Raw genomic sequence first — 16,070 nt, forward strand, 5'->3', positions numbered from 1 at the left:
TTGAGGCATTAACCGCACAAGACCGTGTCGGTATTTAACGCCAGCTGACCGGTCAATTGGCTGACCGAGTTCAAATTATTCTGTGTTAGGTATTTGGCGATACCTTTATTTACTTTTTTGACCAATAACGGGTCTTTGGCGATAGCGGTACCAATTGCCACCATTGATGCACCGGCAAGGAAAAATTCGATGGCATCTTCGGCACTGGCGATACCGCCAAGACCGATGATCGGAATATCATACTGCTTGGCAACCTGATAAACCTGATGCACCTTCAATAAAGCCACCGGCTTGATTGCAGGCCCCGACAAACCACCTTGGTTGTTACCCAAAGTCGGCTTACGACTATGGATATCGATCTGCATTCCCATCAAGGTATTCACCGCCGATAACGCATCGGCACCGGCATCGATGACACGACGTGCCCCTTCGGCGATATCGGTCTGATTAGGTGATAACTTCACTATCAATGGCTTGGTTGTATTGGCACGACACGCCTCAACAACACGCGCCGCCATCTCCGGATCATTACCGAAGGCGGCACCTCCTTTTTTGACGTTCGGACATGAGATATTTACCTCAATCGCCGGCAAGTCGGTTTGATCGAACAAACGCACCACCTCGGCATACTCTTCAATCGAAGAACCCGATACATTGATAATAAAGCGTGATTCGCTCAAATCTAATTTTGGCAGATAATCTTTAATGACCGCCTGCGCACCGGGGTTTTGCAAGCCAACCGAATTCATCAAACCACAAGGGGTTTCCATCACTCGCTCGGGCTTATTCCCCAGTTTTGGCTCAAGGGTAGTGCCTTTTAAAAACACCGCGCCAACATCTCTATTGGAAAAGCCGGAAACACACTGGTATTCTATGCCATAACCAGCATTCCCCGAAGCCATGGCCACCGGAGAATTAAAGTGTATACCACAAATATTTACTGATAAATCAACCACAGAATCACCTATATGCTACATATTATTCTTTACGAACCTGAAATCCCGCAAAATACCGGGGCACTGATTCGTTTAAGCGCCAACATGGGCGCTCATCTTCACTTAATCCATCCCATCATGTTTGATTTAAGTGAGAAAAAAGTTCGTCGTGCCGGCCTGGATTATGGCGAGCTGGCCAATGTGCATGAACACGAAAACCTGCAAACCTGTTTGGATAACATCCAACCGAACCGAGTGTTTGCCCTGACCACCAAAACCACGCGCTATTATAATGAACCGAAGTTTGAAGATAACGATGCGTTCTTGTTCGGCCCGGAAAGCCGCGGCCTGCCAATGGAAGTCATTGAAAGCTTTCCATTTGAACAACGACTGACCATTCCAATGGTGCCGGGTGGCCGCAGTTTGAATCTGGCTAATGCCGTATCGGTAATGGCCTATGAAGCCTGGCGACAGCTAGACTTCAATATGGAACTGTAATCACTCCTGCAACGCTTCGGCTTTGCCGGAGCGTGACATCAATGCCTGCACAGCCTGTAAAGGCGTAATCTTCTCTTCCACCAACAGGTAAACCTGTTGCATGATCGGCAATTCCACATTCAGGCTATCCGCCAACTGCTTAACGGTTCTCACCGCCTTAACGCCCTCTACCACCTGCCCGATCTCCTCCATTACCTGTTCGGCGGAAAGATCGCCGCGCGCCAAACCAAAACCAAAACGGCGGTTACGCGACAGATCATCGGTGCAAGTCAATACCAAGTCACCCAGACCGGCCAAACCCATAATGGTTTCGGTCTGCCCACCTAAGGCCTGACTAAAACGCATCATCTCGACCATTCCGCGAGATACCAAAGCAGCACGCGCATTGGCACCCATATTCAGGCCATCACTGACGCCGGTGGCGATTGCCATAATATTCTTATAGGCACCACCGACTTCAACACCGACCATATCGGACTGGGTATACATACGGAAATTTTCACCGTGAAACAAATCCGCCCAATACTGCGCTTCATCCTCTTGATTAGACGCACTAACCATTGCCGTCGGCAGACCTTTGGCCACTTCTTCGGCAAAGGTCGGGCCCGACAACACCGTCATGCGCACCTGCTCACCCAGAACTTCCTGCGCCACCTCATGCAACAGCTTTTTGCTCTGCGGTTCAAACCCCTTGGTCGCCCAAGCCAAATGGACTTGTGCAGCAATTAAACTCTTGATCTGCTCAAGCGTTGCGCGAAAAGCGTGGCTCGGTACAACACACAACACGGCTTGCGCTTGATCAAGCACCGCCTCGATATCAGAGCTGACCGTTAGGTTTTCAGGCAGGGCGATATTTGGCAAATAACGTGAATTTTCACGTTCGGCATTCAGCTTGGCGGCCTGCTCGGCATTATGAGACCAAAGCGCCACCTGATGACCCACCTTGGCAAGATGGATCGCCAAGGCCGTACCCCAGGCACCCGCTCCTAAAACACCTACTTTTGCTACCGTCACTTGCTCTGTGGCCAAGACAATGCCTTCAATTACTGCTTATTCTGTTCAGCCTGCGCTTGAACATTTTTCACATGCTCAGCATACATCGCTTCAAAATTCACCGGCTCCAACAACAACTGAGGGAAACCACCGCGAGTGACTAGATCAGAGACCGTCTCACGCGCATATGGAAACAATACGGTTGGACACTGCACACCCAGCATATAAGCCAATTCGTTATCATTGAAACCGCTCAAAGTGAAAATACCCGCCTGCTCTACTTCACATAGAAATGCCGTATTATCTTCCACCTTAGTGGTTGCAGTCACGCGCACCACAACATGGTAAACATCATCTTCCAACTGCTTGCTTTCAACGTTTAGATCCATATTCAAACGTGGCTGAAATTCAGAAGTAAAAATCGCCGGTGCGTTTGGCGATTCGAACGAGATATCTTTAGTGTAAACTTTTTGAATAACAAATGACTGTTGCGGAGCTTCCGACATGAGGTTTCCTTAATTCTTTAATTTTCTGGCGCTTAGCAACAAGCGCCAAAGATTTGAGTATTGCAGACAGTTACGCCTGTAGTAGCGGATCAATTTCACCGCGCTTGTCGGCAGCTGACAAATCGTCAAAACCGCCGATATGTTGATCACCGATATACACCTGTGGCACGGTATTACGTCCGGATTTTGCTTCCATATCCGCCCATTTCTGTGAATCGTTACCCACATCAATAATCTGGTATGCAACACCTTTTCCATCAAATAGACGCTTCGCCATCATGCAATAAGGGCAGGACGAGGTTGCATAAATTACTACGTTTGGCATAGAAACTTCCTTTTTCTCTACTTGTTGTGTCGTGACCGGCGTTGATTGCGACGTTCTTTTAGCGCGTTTTACTTTTTGCGGTTTTTTTTAGACTTATTGGTCCCTACCGGTAACCCCGCATTTTTCCAGGCATTGATACCACCGGACAAATTGAACACCTGGGTGTACCCGGCCTTAACCAATTGACCAGCGGCACGTGCAGAACGTGCACCAGACAGACAGTAAACCAATACCGGGGCATCCTTATCCTTGGGCAACTGGCCCAGTTTACCGTTTAATTCGCTAACCGAGATATTGGTCGCATTGGCAATAGCACCTTCTTTAAATTCATTAGCGCTACGCACATCCAATACATAAGCCTCATCGTTGTATAGACGAATCGCTTCAGCGGTATTGACGCTTTTATAGCCAGACAACTTATCACCAAAGTAGCTGTATGCCAGCATCATAATAATCATCGCAACAGCTAAAAATAACGGCCACTGCTCTTGAAAGAATTCATTAAACATTCATATTCCCTTGGTAAGCTTATTATCAAACCTAATGATTTTAACAGCGAAACTCTATACAATAAACAGAATTGACTAAATTTTTACAGGGTAAAAACAACAAATGCCTAGCAAAGAAAAAACTGCAAAATCGCCACAACGTCCTACAGGTTTAATTATCCTTGACGGTTGGGGGCATCGTGAAGAAGTTGAACACAACGCCATTGCGCAAGCCAATACCCCAAACTGGGACAAGCTGGTAGCCAATAGCCCAAAGACCTTAATCGACACCTCAGGTATGTCGGTTGGCCTACCGACAGGACAGATGGGGAACTCGGAAGTGGGTCACACCAACCTGGGTGCCGGTCGTATTGTCTATCAGGAATTGACTCGTATTCAAAAGGATATCGATGAAGGTCGCTTTTTCAACAACCACGCTTTATTGAACGCGATTGACAAGGCCAATCAGCGCGGTCGTCATGTACACATCCTCGGTCTTTTATCGGACGGTGGCGTGCATTCGCACATCGACCATATCAAAGCGGCAGTAAAACTGTCGGTTGAACGCGGCGTTAAGACTTGGGTTCACGTTTTTGCCGACGGCCGTGATACGGCACCACAAAGTGCCAAGCAATATGTTGAAGAGCTGGAAAACTACATGGCCGAAATCGGCGGCGGTCGCATCGCCTCGATCACCGGTCGCTTCTTTGCGATGGACCGTGACAACCGTTGGGACCGTATCGAAAAAGCCTATAACAACGTTTGCTGTGCACAAGCGAACTTTGAAGCCAACAGCGCTCAAGAAGCGATTGATATGGCTTATGCCCGTGAAGAGACAGATGAATTCATCCAGCCGACCACCATTTTGAAGAAAAGTGGCAAAAAACCGCGCATTAAAGACGGCGACTCGGTTATCTTCATGAACTACCGTGCCGACCGTGCGCGTCAAATCACCAGCTCGTTCATTATGGATGACTTCGGTGACTTCCATCGTTGTGCCAAGCCGATCCTGTCAAGCTTTGTCACGCTCACCGAATACAACAAGAATTTCGAGAAATTCGGTGCCAGCATCGCTTATCGCCCAACCAACCTGAAAAACACTTTCGGTGAAGTGATTTCAAACCTGGGCATGAAGCAACTGCGCATTGCCGAAACCGAAAAATACGCGCACGTCACTTTCTTCCTCAACGGAGGTATCGAAGCGCCTTACCAAGGTGAAGACCGTATTTTGGTGCCATCACCAAAAGTTCGCACCTACGACATGCAACCTGAAATGAGTGTCGAAGAAGTTGCCGATAAGCTATGCGAAGCGATTCGCTCCGGTGAATACGATACATTCATCTGTAATATCGCCAACCCGGACATGGTCGGCCACACAGGTATTATGGAAGCCTGCATCAAGGCGGTCGAAGCGGTTGATACAGCCCTGGGTCGCGTTCTTGATGCGTTGCAAGAAGTTAACGGTCAGGCAATCATCACTGCAGACCACGGTAATATCGAAATGCTGGTTGACCCGGAAACAGGAAAACCTCTGACTTCACACACTACTTGCCCGGTTCCACTGGTCTACTTCGGTAAACGCGAATGTGAACTGCGTAGCGGCGGTAGCTTACCGGATGTTATGCCGACCATGCTTGATCTAATGAACATCAAGCAACCGGAAGAAATGACCGGCCAGACGCTTTGTAAATAAAACATTGCCTTTCACAGCATGGGCTCAACGCAGAGCCCATGCTGAACAAGCTTTTTCAAAATGACCGCTTATCGGTCATTTTTAGTATTTGCCAATCAACAAATTGACAGCAAATTTAATAGCCTGCAACCGCGGCTAAGCATTGATTTATAGCGTCAAAATAAAGTATAATCCCTCGCTATTTTTATAAATTTGAACGCGCAAAAAAGACACAAATTCCAGATATTTCAAAGGGTTAAATAATTTTTTCGAGATATTATCCCTGCCAAAAAACAATATTTGGAAATGAACGACAAACAGGAAACTGACTATGAATCCACTACAATCGCACAACGCCCTGAATTTAGGCGGCCTATACTCTCCGGAGTTTGAAAAGGAGAACTGTGGTTTTGGTTTGATTGCCAATATGGACGACAAGCCTAGCCACTGGCTGGTTGAAACGGCAATTGAATCCTTGGCAAACATGACCCACCGAGGTGGTGTTGCTGCCGACTGTTGTACAGGTGACGGTTGTGGTCTTTTGATCAAAAAGCCAATGGACTTCTTAGCCTCTGTAGCCAACGAAAGCGGTATTAGCTTAGGTTCTATCTATGCTGCCGGTATGGTTTTCCTAAACCAGGATGCCACCAAAGCCGAGTTGGCTCGTCAAACATTGGAAAGCAACCTTAGTGCTAACGGCCTAACCGTTGCCGGCTGGCGTAAAGTACCGGTACGTTCTGAAGTGCTGGGTGCGCAAGCTGCAGGCATGGAGCCTTTGATTGAGCAGGTATTTGTTAATGCCGCCGAAGGCATGGAAGAAGCCGAGTTCAACCGCATTCTGTTTACAGCGCGTCGTAAAACAGAAATGGCGATTGAACCTGCAGATGGTACTTTCTACATTGCGTCTTTGAATAGTCAGTTATTGTCCTATAAAGGTCTGGTCATGCCTAAAGAGCTTCCTGAGTTCTATCTTGACCTGAAAAACCCTGCATTTGCGTCGTCATCGATCTCATACCATCAGCGTTTCTCAACCAACACCACACCACAGTGGCGTCTGGCCCAGCCATTCCGCTTCCTGGCACACAACGGTGAGTTGAACACTATCCGCGGTAACCGTAACTGGGCCTTGGCACGCCAGAAAAAATTCGCCACCCCGCTACTTCCTGAACTAGGCGAGCTGAAGCCGCTGGTTTCTCAGGAAGGTTCGGATTCGAACTCATTGGATAATATGATCGAAATCCTAATGATGGGTGACATGCATATTTTCCAGGCATTGCGCCTGTTGGTGCCACCGGCTTGGCAGAATATCCCAAGCATGGATGCTGACAAAAAAGCCTTCCTGGAATACAACTCCATGCACATGGAGCCATGGGATGGCCCGGCCGGTATGGTTCTTAACACAGGTAAGTACGCGATTTGTGGTGTGGACCGTAACGGTCTACGCCCGACACGTTATGTCATCACTAAAGACCGTCATATCACTTTTGCATCAGAAATCGGTGTTTATAACTACGCGCCGGAAGACGTGGTCGAAAAAGGCCGCTTGAAGCCAGGCCAGATGATCGCGGTAGACTTGGAAAACGGCACTCTGGTCAAGCCGGATGAGATCGATAACCAGCTAAAATCAGCCAACCCATACCGTGAGTGGATGGATTCAGGCTATATGCATATCGAAGAGACCCTGAACCAAGACGAAAAAACGCTTGATTGGGATAGCCTGACATCAGAAACCTACCAGAAATATTTCCAGGTAACCTTCGAAGAGCGCGATGCGGTTATCCGCGTCTTGGCTGAAGACGGTCAGGAAGCGACGGTATCGATGGGTGACGATGCGCCTTTACCGGTGTTCTCACACAAGCCGCGTTCAGTATTCGATTACTTCCGCCAGATGTTCGCGCAGGTAACTAACCCGCCGATCGACCCGCTACGTGAAAATATCGTAATGTCATTGAACACCTGTTTCGGTCGCGAACTGAACATGTTCGAAGCGGGTCCTGAGCACGCCAAACGCTTGGAAGTTCGTTCTCCGGTACTTAGCCCGTCAATGATGCAACAGCTAATGGACTTCGATGCGCCAGGTTATGACAACGTTAAGATTTCCCTGCACTATGACCATGAAGAAAAAGGTCTAGAACAGGCGATCAAAGACGTCTGTGCTTTGGCAGCCGCAGAAGTTCAAGCCGGCAAGACCATTCTGGTACTATCTGATCTGGATATCGAAAACGGTAAGACCACGATTCCGGCAGCGATGGCGACCGGTGCGGTTCACCACCACTTGATTACCGAAGGTCTGCGTACCGAAGCGAACATCGTGGTAGAAACCGCGACAGCACGTGACCCTCACCACTTTGCGGTATTGTTCGGTTACGGTGCAACAGCGGTTTATCCATATATGGCCTACCAAGCCATTGAAGATATGCGCCGTTCTAACGAACTGGATGCGGAAACTCCTGTTAACACTTACATCAAAAACTACCGTAAGGGTATCAACAAAGGTCTGTTCAAGATCCTATCGAAGATGGGTATCTCGACCATTACCTCTTACCGTGGTTCACAGCTGTTTGAAGCCGTGGGTCTAAGCTCTGATATCGTTGACCTATGTTTCAAAGGCACACCAAGCCGTATCCAAGGTACTAAATACGAGCACTTGGAGCTGGATCAGCGTCGTTTGGCGTGGGAAGCGTTTAACCCACGTAAGCCTCTACAGCAAGGTGGTCTATTCAAGTATGTTCACGGTGGTGAATACCACGCTTTCAACCCGGAAGTGGTTAACAGCATCCGTGAAGCGGTACAAAAAGACGATCAGGCTTCATACAACAAATTCCGTGACCTGGTAAACAACCGTCCGGCCATGACGGTACGTGATCTGTTCACCTTTAAAGACGACATCAAAGGTATCGACATCTCTGAAGTCGAACCGGTTGAATCAATCTATAAGCGTTTCGATTCGGCAGGTATCTCTTTGGGTGCTTTATCACCGGAAGCGCACGAATCGCTGGCGACGGCGATGAACCGCCTAGGTGCACGTTCTAACTCGGGTGAAGGGGCGGAAGATCCTTCTCGCTACGGCACAGAGAAAATGTCTAAGATCAAGCAGATCGCATCAGGTCGTTTCGGTGTTACCGCACACTATCTGCGTAATGCCGAAGTGCTACAGATCAAAGTTGCTCAGGGCGCCAAGCCGGGTGAAGGCGGACAGCTACCGGGTCACAAAGTTGATGTGACCATCGCTAAATTACGTCACTCGGTACCGGGTGTAACTCTGATTTCACCGCCTCCGCACCACGATATTTACTCGATCGAAGATTTGGCACAGCTAATCTACGATCTAAAACAGATCAACCCTAATGCGTTGGTATCGGTGAAACTGGTTGCCGAGCCGGGCGTGGGGACAATCGCCGCCGGTGTTGCCAAGGCTTACGCTGACTTAATCACTATCTCCGGTTATGACGGTGGTACCGGTGCATCGCCGATGACTTCGGTTAAATATGCCGGTAACCCGTTTGAGATGGGGCTGGCGGAAGCGCATCAGGTACTTCGTGCCAACGACCTACGTGGTCAGGTAATCGTACAGGCCGATGGTGGTCTGAAAACCGGTTTGGATGTTATCAAAGCCGCCATCCTGGGTGCGGAATCATTCGGTTTCGGTATCGTACCGATGATCGCGCTAGGTTGTAAATACCTACGAATCTGTCACTTGAATACTTGTGCGGTAGGTGTTGCAACACAGGATAAGCGCCTGCGTAAAGAGCACTATATCGGTATGCCGGAAATGGTGATGAACTACTTCAAGTTCGTTGCCGAAGAAACACGTGAGTGGATGGCGAAATTGGGTGTGAGCACACTAGGTGAGTTGGTCGGTCGCGTCGATCTACTGAAGATGATCGACGAGCCGCTAACCGAGAAACAGAAAAACATCGATCTTTCGGCGTTCATCACCGATGCAGGTGTACCGGCGGATAAACCGCACACGGTACAGGTAGATCGCAACAACCCGTGGGACCACGGTGACATCGCTGAAGAGATGGTTAAAGAAACCCTACCGGCCATCGAAGCCAAAGCCGGTGGTACTTTCGAATTCAACCTAGTCAACACAGGCCGTTCTATCGGTGCGCGTGTTGCCGGTGAAATCGCCGACCGTTACGGCAACAACGGCATGAAAAACCAGCCGATCACCTTGAAACTAACCGGTATCGCCGGTCAGTCGTTCGGTGTATTCAACGTTGACGGTCTGAACCTGCACCTGGAAGGTGATGCCAACGATTACGTCGGTAAAGGTATGGCCGGTGGTGAAATCGTCATCCGTCCACCAGCCGGTTCGACATTCGATGCAAAAAACACGCCTATCGTCGGTAACACCTGTTTGTACGGTGCGACAGGCGGTAAGTTGCTAGCCAACGGTACCGGTGGTGAGCGTTTCGGTGTGCGTAACTCCGGTGCGGTCGCGGTGGTTGAAGGCTTAGGCGACCACGGTTGTGAATATATGACCGGTGGTACCGTTGTCAGCCTTGGTGAAGTCGGTGTTAACTTCGGTGCCGGTATGTCAGGTGGTATGGCGTTCATCCTGGATGAAGGCAAGAACCTGCCGGATCGCCTGAACCCGGAGATGGTTGAAGCGATTCGCATCGATACGGAAAACACTGAAGAATACCGTGTTTATCTGAAATCGTTGATTACAGAATATGTTGAAAAGACAAACAGCCCATGGGGTCAGACAATTCTGGATAATTTCAGCACTTATATCGGACAGTTCTGGTTAGTTAAGTCGCGCTCTATCGATATCGAAGCGCTATTCGATCTATTTGCCAAAGACGCTGACTAGGAAGGAATTTAAAAATGCCAAATGTAAGACAATTTTTAGAACTAAACCGCCAGCTTCCTGAAAAGAAAGCGGCCAACGAGCGTAACAAAGAGTTTGCCGAAATCTATTCGGAATTCAAACTGGAAGACGCCATGGCACAGGCCGACCGTTGTTTGCACTGTGGTAACCCATACTGCGAATACGCTTGCCCGGTTCACAACTATATTCCGAACTGGCTGAAGCTGGTGGCCGAAGGCAATATCATGGAAGCGGTTGAGATCTCTCACAAGACCAACTCGCTACCGGAAATGTGTGGTCGTATCTGTCCGCAAGACCGTCTATGTGAACAGGCTTGTACGCTTGAAGACACCAACTTCGGTGCGGTCACCATCGGTCAGGTGGAAAAATACATCACCGATACGGCGTTCGCGCAAGGTTGGAAGCCGGATCTATCAAACGTTGTCATGACCGACAAAAAAGTCGCGATTATCGGTGGCGGCCCTGCCGGTATCGCTGCGGCTGACGTGCTAGCGCGTAACGGTGTTAAAGCCGTGGTATACGAAAAGCAGCCGGAGATCGGCGGTCTTTTGACTTTCGGTATTCCACAGTTCAAATTGGATAAAGACATCGTTGTGCGTCGTCGTGAGATTCTGGAAAGCATGGGCATCGAGTTCCACTGCAATACAGAAATCGGTAAAGACGTGCAGTTCCAGGACCTGCTGGACAACCACGATGCGGTATTCCTGGGTATGGGTACCTACAAGCCAATGGCCGGTCGTTTCCCGGGTGAAGACCTGCCGGGTGTTCATAAAGCGTTGGATTTCCTAATCGGTAACGTCAAAAAAGAACTAGGCATGGCAAACGATCCAGAACCTTATATCAGCATGGCTGGTAAAAAGGTTGTGGTTCTAGGTGGAGGGGACACCACGATGGACTGTACCCGTACTTCTATCCGCCAAGGTGCCGAAGACGTTTACTGTGTTTACCGTCGTGACGAAGCCAATATGCCGGGTTCACGCGCCGAAGTACAAAACGCCAAGGAAGAAGGTGTTCAGTTCAAGTTCAATCTGGCTCCGGTAGAAGTGATCGGTAACGGTAAGGTTGAAGGTATCAAGGTAGCCGAAACACGCATGGGTGAGCCGGATGCATCGGGTCGTCGTCGTGCCGAGATCGTTGAAGGTTCCGAGCAAACTATCGAATGTGATGCGGTTATCGTTGCCTTCGGTTTCCAGCCAAACCCACCAGCATGGTTTGCAGACTTCGCTATCAATGTTAACGATTGGAACGGCGTGGTCGCCTCTAAAGACAGCCTATACCCATTCCAGACAACGAATCCGAAAGTATTCGCCGGTGGTGATATGGTTCGTGGTTCAAGTTTGGTGGTAGAAGCGATTGCCGAAGGGCGTTCAGCAGCAGAAGGGATTTTGGATTTCCTAGAAGTTTAAAATTCGTTTAAGATTCCCTTAACAATCTGCCTTAAAGAAACCCGCAAGGAAATTATTCCTTAGCGGGTTTTTTATTGCCCTAAATAACGGCATAATCCTGAATATTTATTAGTATATGTAATATTCTGTATAATCATAGAAAACTTTATTACCAATTTAATGACTAACACTAGCTAAGTTTTAAGTCGATAAACGGAGATAAGATGGAAATATTAGATTGGGCTGCAATTCTCGGAGCCCTTGCTTGGACACCTCACGTCTTTTCGGTTATAAAAAACGCAGTAACAAAACCAGTCATTCGGGTAATCACCAAACGTGACGGGGAGATTGGCTTTACAGTTCTTGGCCCAATTTTCAATATTCGAATTGCCTTCTCTGTCGAAAATCGAGACATAGTCGTATCAGGTCTAAAAATTAAACTGGTACACGAAAGCGGCGAAGAAAAAATATTTGAATGGCAAGGTATTCGTCAGCAGGTTTTAAAAATGACCGCTCCAGATGGAAGTGTTTTGCCATACGAAAAAGAACAATCTGTATTAGCGATTAAATTAAACCAAAAAGAAATTGAAGAGCGATCTATAGAGTGCCAAGAAACCCTTTATTTGAATAATAAGTACGATCTTGAGTTAGCAGCAGTAAAAAAACTCTCATACTTAAAACAACAAGAAAAATATGAGCCTAAAGAGTTCATTGCGTGTCAAGAAATGACAGACCTTTACAGCTTTATAAAGCAATCATTTTCTTGGAAGACTGGAAGGTATACTGCAACAATTGAATTACATTCACCAGAGGAATTTAAACTCGTAGACAACCAATATGAGTTCATCCTCACTCCAATTGATATTGAACGACTCGAAAAAAACAAACAAAATATCGAACTTGATTACAAAAATAACTTCGTTCCACAAAATGATAAAGAATTCAAAAAAGTAGACTGGAACTGGTGTAATCCCACACTAAAAAAGCTTACAAATTAAACTCAAAATAATCGAAGAGTCTGAGTAAACTTAAATGCAGCGGTTGCGAAGCCTTTTTAATTATTTTACTTTGCCTTAATTTCATTTAATAGGCTTCACCCTACTTTGTTGCTTGTCCAACAAAGTAGGCAAAAAAAGACACCCTGTTACATAAATAGGCAGGTTCTAAACTTGTTCACTGAAATTCTCGAACTCGCGCCGCAAGCTTCGCTCAAACATGCGAGAATTTTTCATCGTTCACTACGTTAAGAACTCTGCTCTATTTATTCCAAAGGGACTTTTGGCGTCAAAGTCATTTTTCTTAGGTGGTTAAATATCACGCACCTAACTCAAAACCTACGATTAAATAAGCGACGTTGAATCAAAATAACGTGCGCGGAACGGGCCCCCTTTTGTAAGCTCTTGTGATTTCAATTAGCGAAGGATGCGGTTAAGAATTCCCGCATGTTTGAGCGCAGCGAGTTCGGGAATTCCAGCAGACGAGCTTAGTGAAATAAAGGGCGTCATCAGGGTGCCCTTTTTGTGGTTACTATTTTTGGGCAAGCAAAAATAGTAACGTGAAGCCCAATATAGAAATCCAAAGATATAACGATGTCTATAAGGGCTTCGCAACCATCTAAACCAAATCATTACCCCTTAAACAAAGCTCAACACCTAAAATTCAAAAAAATAATTGGGGTCAGTGAAATGCTAACCAGTTTACATAAAGACAGTTGAGCAAAAAACATCTGATGATAGTTAAATCAGTGCTGACAATTTTTGGCAAAAATCTGTATCATCCCCATTTTTCTTCAGCACATAAAATTTACTCCGAATTTCCCTGCTAAATGTCTTAGGATATTTTGTGAGTAAGCTTAATTACGAGATAAGAAATGGAAAACCAACTTCTTTTTGCCTTTAGTGTGTTCATGGGCTTTTTCGCCATTATGAACCCGGTGGCGATTGTGCCGATATTCTTGAGTTTGACGCGCAGTGAAGACAGCCATACTACCCGCTTTATTGCGGTGCGCTCGCTGATGCTGGCGTTTATTATCGTTGCGGTATTTTCGATTACCGGTAACTTTATCTTTACCATTTTCGGTTTGACGGTATCGGCGTTTCAGATCACCGGGGGCTTGATTCTGTTTGTCATTGGTATGCAGATGTTGCAAGGCTCGCAATCAAGCGTGCAGAACCCAAGCGAGAAAGACCGCAAACAATCACGCGAAGCCGCCTTGGGAATTGCCATTTCTCCGTTGGCGATGCCGATTTTGGCCGGACCGGGTACCATTACCACGGCGATGAGTTTTTCCGCAGGTGGCGATATATTGCCGGTGCTTATCACCATTGCGATGTTCGCGGTCATGTGTGTCATCACCTATTTCTTGTTTATCTACGGCGAGAAATTCATCACCTACATCGGTGCCAGCGCCTTGGGTGTGATCACCCGTATGATGGGGATGATTCTGGCAGTAATCGGTACACAAATGGTCGTGAGCGGTATCCAGGGCGCCTTCAATCTTTAAGCTGCGCCAAACTTCAAAATAGAGCTTTATTATCGATGTTCGCGATGGGCAAGCAAGCCATTCGCGAGCAAAAGATCTTTTTCCGGCAAAATCCGCTATAATAAAATCATCTTTATTAACAGTCACTTGCAAGGAACGATCATGAAAACAGCTCGGTTTTTCTTGTTCGCTAGCGTCACGCTAATGCTCTCTGCCTGCGGCACTGAAAATAAAAACGAACTCAAGGTCACCGCCACGGCCTATACCTCAACCCACTCCCAAACCGATAAGACACCGTTTCTCGCTGCCTGGAACAATGAACTCGAACCGGGCATGAAAGCGATTGCGGTCTCACGCGATTTATTGCAACATGGCTTAACAAACGGCAGCAAGGTGACTATCTCCGGCTTACCGGGCGAATATATCGTGCTCGATAAGATGCATAAACGCTGGGAAAAGAAAATCGATATCTATATGGGCTTGGATCATCAGGCCGCTAAAGAATGGGGCAAGCAAGAAGTCACCATCAGCTGGATCGCCGCAAACCAATAGTCGTCACAAATAGCCAAAACCAATTTATCTCAACCGGTTTCTGTACAGATTATCAATCCAATAACTTCTCTTGAATGGTTTCGCTCTCAACATAGGGTAAATACTGAGTTAACAACTGCTGATAAATCCCCTCTTGCTTCAGCTGCTTCAAAACCTTAGCCAAACCCTCCGCCAACGCCTTATGTTTGACATGAACATAGGGGTAAGCAAACTCTTCAACCAGAATCCCCACTTGCTGCAAAGTCTTATATTTCTCTTGAGCTAAATTAGGCGAGATACGAGATTGCAAATCAATATATAGATCCACTCGTCCTGCCAACAATTGATCCAGACTGAACTGAACCTCGGAATTGGAAACGATGCTGCTCTTTGGCAAGACCTTGTTTAACTCTCGCTCTGTGCGTAAAGAGCCGATTAAATGAGCAACATAAAGATTGCTGTCTTGTAAGCTCTGCCAGCTGTCGACATGAAACTCATCATTGTTAGCAATAGCGACAACACGATTGATAAACACTGGCTCGTCGACACGAACCATATTGGCATAGGTTTCACCATAGGCGAAAATTCGGTTGGGTTCACCGTCCACTTCACCATTATTGGCCATAAGTGAACTGCGCTTTAAGGGCAACTGCTTAATCGAAAATTCATAACCTAATCGAGTAAAAGCCTGAAGATATAACTGGTAAAAAAAGCGGTATAAAGGCGCCGAATCCGGGGACATGGGAAACCCCATAACGAAGCTTTTTTTGGCTTGTGCTAAAGAAGGAGCCGATGATAACTCAATCGTCTGAAATTGATTGACTGGCTGTGACATGGCCGCAACGGGGCCGCTACATAAGGCAATAAAAATGATTCGATTAAAAGCCACGCCGGCCAATCGATTAAAACACCGATTGAAGCTAAATCTTTTCAAAAAAAACATAAATATGGCCGGGGCTTGTTTCAATCTACTATTAGGGCCATCATAACCTCAACAGAGATAAAATTCAGCCCTTGGCAAACACTTATGCAACAAATATTTCTAGCAAGAAATATCGACACTTATCCAGCAATAATACGTTTTATCGGTGCTTATTCATCTGAGAAAACCCGGACATTCCAATCCTTTGCGAGCCCGTCTTCGGCAAGACAATAGTTCTGAAAAAAATCGACGATATAGTCTTTTTGGCAGTGCAGCTCGAAATCGGCCATTGAAGCCCAGATTTCGTTAAACACTATCGGGAAACCGGTTCCCTCGGCAAAAGAGCTGGCAACCTGCCGGGTGACTCGGTATTGAATACAGCCGTCTTCTCTTAAGGTTTGCGGCTCTAGCGAACGTAGCACTTCAAACAGGGCTTGTTCCTGACCGGCTTTAGGCAAAAATTCGGCAATACAGTAAACTTTGGATGACATCC

General features: G+C 47.0%; 14 protein-coding genes. 7 read left to right on the forward strand and 7 right to left on the reverse strand.

Annotated features, from left to right (window positions below; all coding sequences use genetic code 11):
* Positions 1-8: 8 nt before the first annotated feature.
* The gene (locus tag FE785_RS09955; RefSeq protein WP_138565598.1) at positions 9-956 is read right to left on the reverse strand and encodes a dihydroorotate dehydrogenase; all 948 of its coding nucleotides are present in this window, start codon (positions 954-956) and stop codon (positions 9-11) included.
* A gap of 12 nt (positions 957-968) precedes the next feature.
* Between FE785_RS09955 and FE785_RS09960 the strand changes: the two genes are divergently transcribed.
* On the forward strand, positions 969-1,433 hold the full coding sequence (locus FE785_RS09960; protein ID WP_138565599.1) for a tRNA (cytidine(34)-2'-O)-methyltransferase: 465 nt from the start codon (positions 969-971) through the stop codon (positions 1,431-1,433).
* Here FE785_RS09960 and FE785_RS09965 read toward each other — a convergent pair whose 3' ends face one another.
* The 4 genes from FE785_RS09965 to FE785_RS09980 form a co-directional block, all read right to left on the reverse strand.
* Positions 1,434-2,462: an NAD(P)H-dependent glycerol-3-phosphate dehydrogenase gene (locus tag FE785_RS09965; RefSeq protein WP_338065093.1), complete on the reverse strand. Its 1,029-nt coding sequence runs from the start codon at positions 2,460-2,462 to the stop codon at positions 1,434-1,436. It lies immediately after the preceding gene.
* Positions 2,463-2,476: 14 nt separating this feature from the next.
* Positions 2,477-2,932: a protein-export chaperone SecB gene (gene secB, locus FE785_RS09970; protein ID WP_138565601.1), complete on the reverse strand. Its 456-nt coding sequence runs from the start codon at positions 2,930-2,932 to the stop codon at positions 2,477-2,479.
* 70 nt (positions 2,933-3,002) lie between these two features.
* Positions 3,003-3,257, reverse strand: coding sequence for a glutaredoxin 3 (gene grxC, locus FE785_RS09975; protein WP_138565602.1), 255 nt, complete (start codon positions 3,255-3,257; stop codon positions 3,003-3,005).
* 68 nt (positions 3,258-3,325) lie between these two features.
* Positions 3,326-3,766: a rhodanese-like domain-containing protein gene (locus FE785_RS09980; RefSeq protein ID WP_138565603.1), complete on the reverse strand. Its 441-nt coding sequence runs from the start codon at positions 3,764-3,766 to the stop codon at positions 3,326-3,328.
* 103 nt (positions 3,767-3,869) lie between these two features.
* On the opposite strand from FE785_RS09980, the gene gpmI reads away from it, so the two are divergent.
* From gpmI to FE785_RS10010, 6 genes are all read left to right on the forward strand, one after another.
* On the forward strand, positions 3,870-5,438 hold the full coding sequence (gene gpmI, locus FE785_RS09985) for a 2,3-bisphosphoglycerate-independent phosphoglycerate mutase (protein WP_138565604.1): 1,569 nt from the start codon (positions 3,870-3,872) through the stop codon (positions 5,436-5,438).
* A 310-nt stretch (positions 5,439-5,748) separates the two neighbouring features.
* The gene (gene gltB, locus FE785_RS09990; RefSeq protein WP_138565605.1) at positions 5,749-10,239 is read left to right on the forward strand and encodes a glutamate synthase large subunit; all 4,491 of its coding nucleotides are present in this window, start codon (positions 5,749-5,751) and stop codon (positions 10,237-10,239) included.
* 14 nt (positions 10,240-10,253) lie between these two features.
* Positions 10,254-11,663: an FAD-dependent oxidoreductase gene (locus FE785_RS09995; RefSeq protein ID WP_138565606.1), complete on the forward strand. Its 1,410-nt coding sequence runs from the start codon at positions 10,254-10,256 to the stop codon at positions 11,661-11,663.
* Between the two features lie 203 nt (positions 11,664-11,866).
* Positions 11,867-12,640, forward strand: a complete 774-nt coding sequence (locus FE785_RS10000; RefSeq protein WP_138565607.1) for a hypothetical protein — start codon at positions 11,867-11,869, stop codon at positions 12,638-12,640.
* Positions 12,641-13,512: 872 nt separating this feature from the next.
* A complete protein-coding gene (locus FE785_RS10005) occupies positions 13,513-14,145 on the forward strand; it encodes a MarC family protein (protein ID WP_138565608.1) in 633 nt (210 codons plus the stop codon).
* 141 nt (positions 14,146-14,286) lie between these two features.
* Positions 14,287-14,676, forward strand: coding sequence for a 3D domain-containing protein (locus tag FE785_RS10010; protein WP_138565609.1), 390 nt, complete (start codon positions 14,287-14,289; stop codon positions 14,674-14,676).
* 52 nt (positions 14,677-14,728) lie between these two features.
* Here FE785_RS10010 and FE785_RS10015 read toward each other — a convergent pair whose 3' ends face one another.
* Positions 14,729-15,490, reverse strand: a complete 762-nt coding sequence (locus FE785_RS10015; RefSeq protein ID WP_168188957.1) for a substrate-binding periplasmic protein — start codon at positions 15,488-15,490, stop codon at positions 14,729-14,731.
* A gap of 257 nt (positions 15,491-15,747) precedes the next feature.
* Positions 15,748-16,068 carry a putative quinol monooxygenase gene (locus FE785_RS10020; RefSeq protein WP_138565611.1) on the reverse strand — a complete coding sequence of 107 codons (321 nt, stop codon included), beginning with the start codon at positions 16,066-16,068 and terminating at the stop codon, positions 15,748-15,750.
* Positions 16,069-16,070 lie beyond the last annotated feature (2 nt).

The sequence above is a fragment of the Thiomicrorhabdus sediminis genome (assembly GCF_005885815.1).
Classification (GTDB): domain Bacteria; phylum Pseudomonadota; class Gammaproteobacteria; order Thiomicrospirales; family Thiomicrospiraceae; genus Thiomicrorhabdus; species Thiomicrorhabdus sediminis.

Coding starts and splice junctions, on each gene's coding strand:
- FE785_RS09995 (WP_138565606.1), top strand. CDS start 10,254: ATGCCAAATGTAAGACAATTTTTAGAACTAAACCGCCAGCTTCCTGAA.
- FE785_RS10010 (WP_138565609.1), top strand. CDS start 14,287: ATGAAAACAGCTCGGTTTTTCTTGTTCGCTAGCGTCACGCTAATGCTC.
- gltB (WP_138565605.1), top strand. CDS start 5,749: ATGAATCCACTACAATCGCACAACGCCCTGAATTTAGGCGGCCTATAC.
- FE785_RS10005 (WP_138565608.1), top strand. CDS start 13,513: ATGGAAAACCAACTTCTTTTTGCCTTTAGTGTGTTCATGGGCTTTTTC.
- FE785_RS10015 (WP_168188957.1), bottom strand. CDS start 15,490: ATGTCACAGCCAGTCAATCAATTTCAGACGATTGAGTTATCATCGGCT.
- FE785_RS09960 (WP_138565599.1), top strand. CDS start 969: ATGCTACATATTATTCTTTACGAACCTGAAATCCCGCAAAATACCGGG.
- grxC (WP_138565602.1), bottom strand. CDS start 3,257: ATGCCAAACGTAGTAATTTATGCAACCTCGTCCTGCCCTTATTGCATG.
- FE785_RS10000 (WP_138565607.1), top strand. CDS start 11,867: ATGGAAATATTAGATTGGGCTGCAATTCTCGGAGCCCTTGCTTGGACA.
- FE785_RS10020 (WP_138565611.1), bottom strand. CDS start 16,068: ATGTCATCCAAAGTTTACTGTATTGCCGAATTTTTGCCTAAAGCCGGT.
- FE785_RS09980 (WP_138565603.1), bottom strand. CDS start 3,766: ATGTTTAATGAATTCTTTCAAGAGCAGTGGCCGTTATTTTTAGCTGTT.
- secB (WP_138565601.1), bottom strand. CDS start 2,932: ATGTCGGAAGCTCCGCAACAGTCATTTGTTATTCAAAAAGTTTACACT.
- gpmI (WP_138565604.1), top strand. CDS start 3,870: ATGCCTAGCAAAGAAAAAACTGCAAAATCGCCACAACGTCCTACAGGT.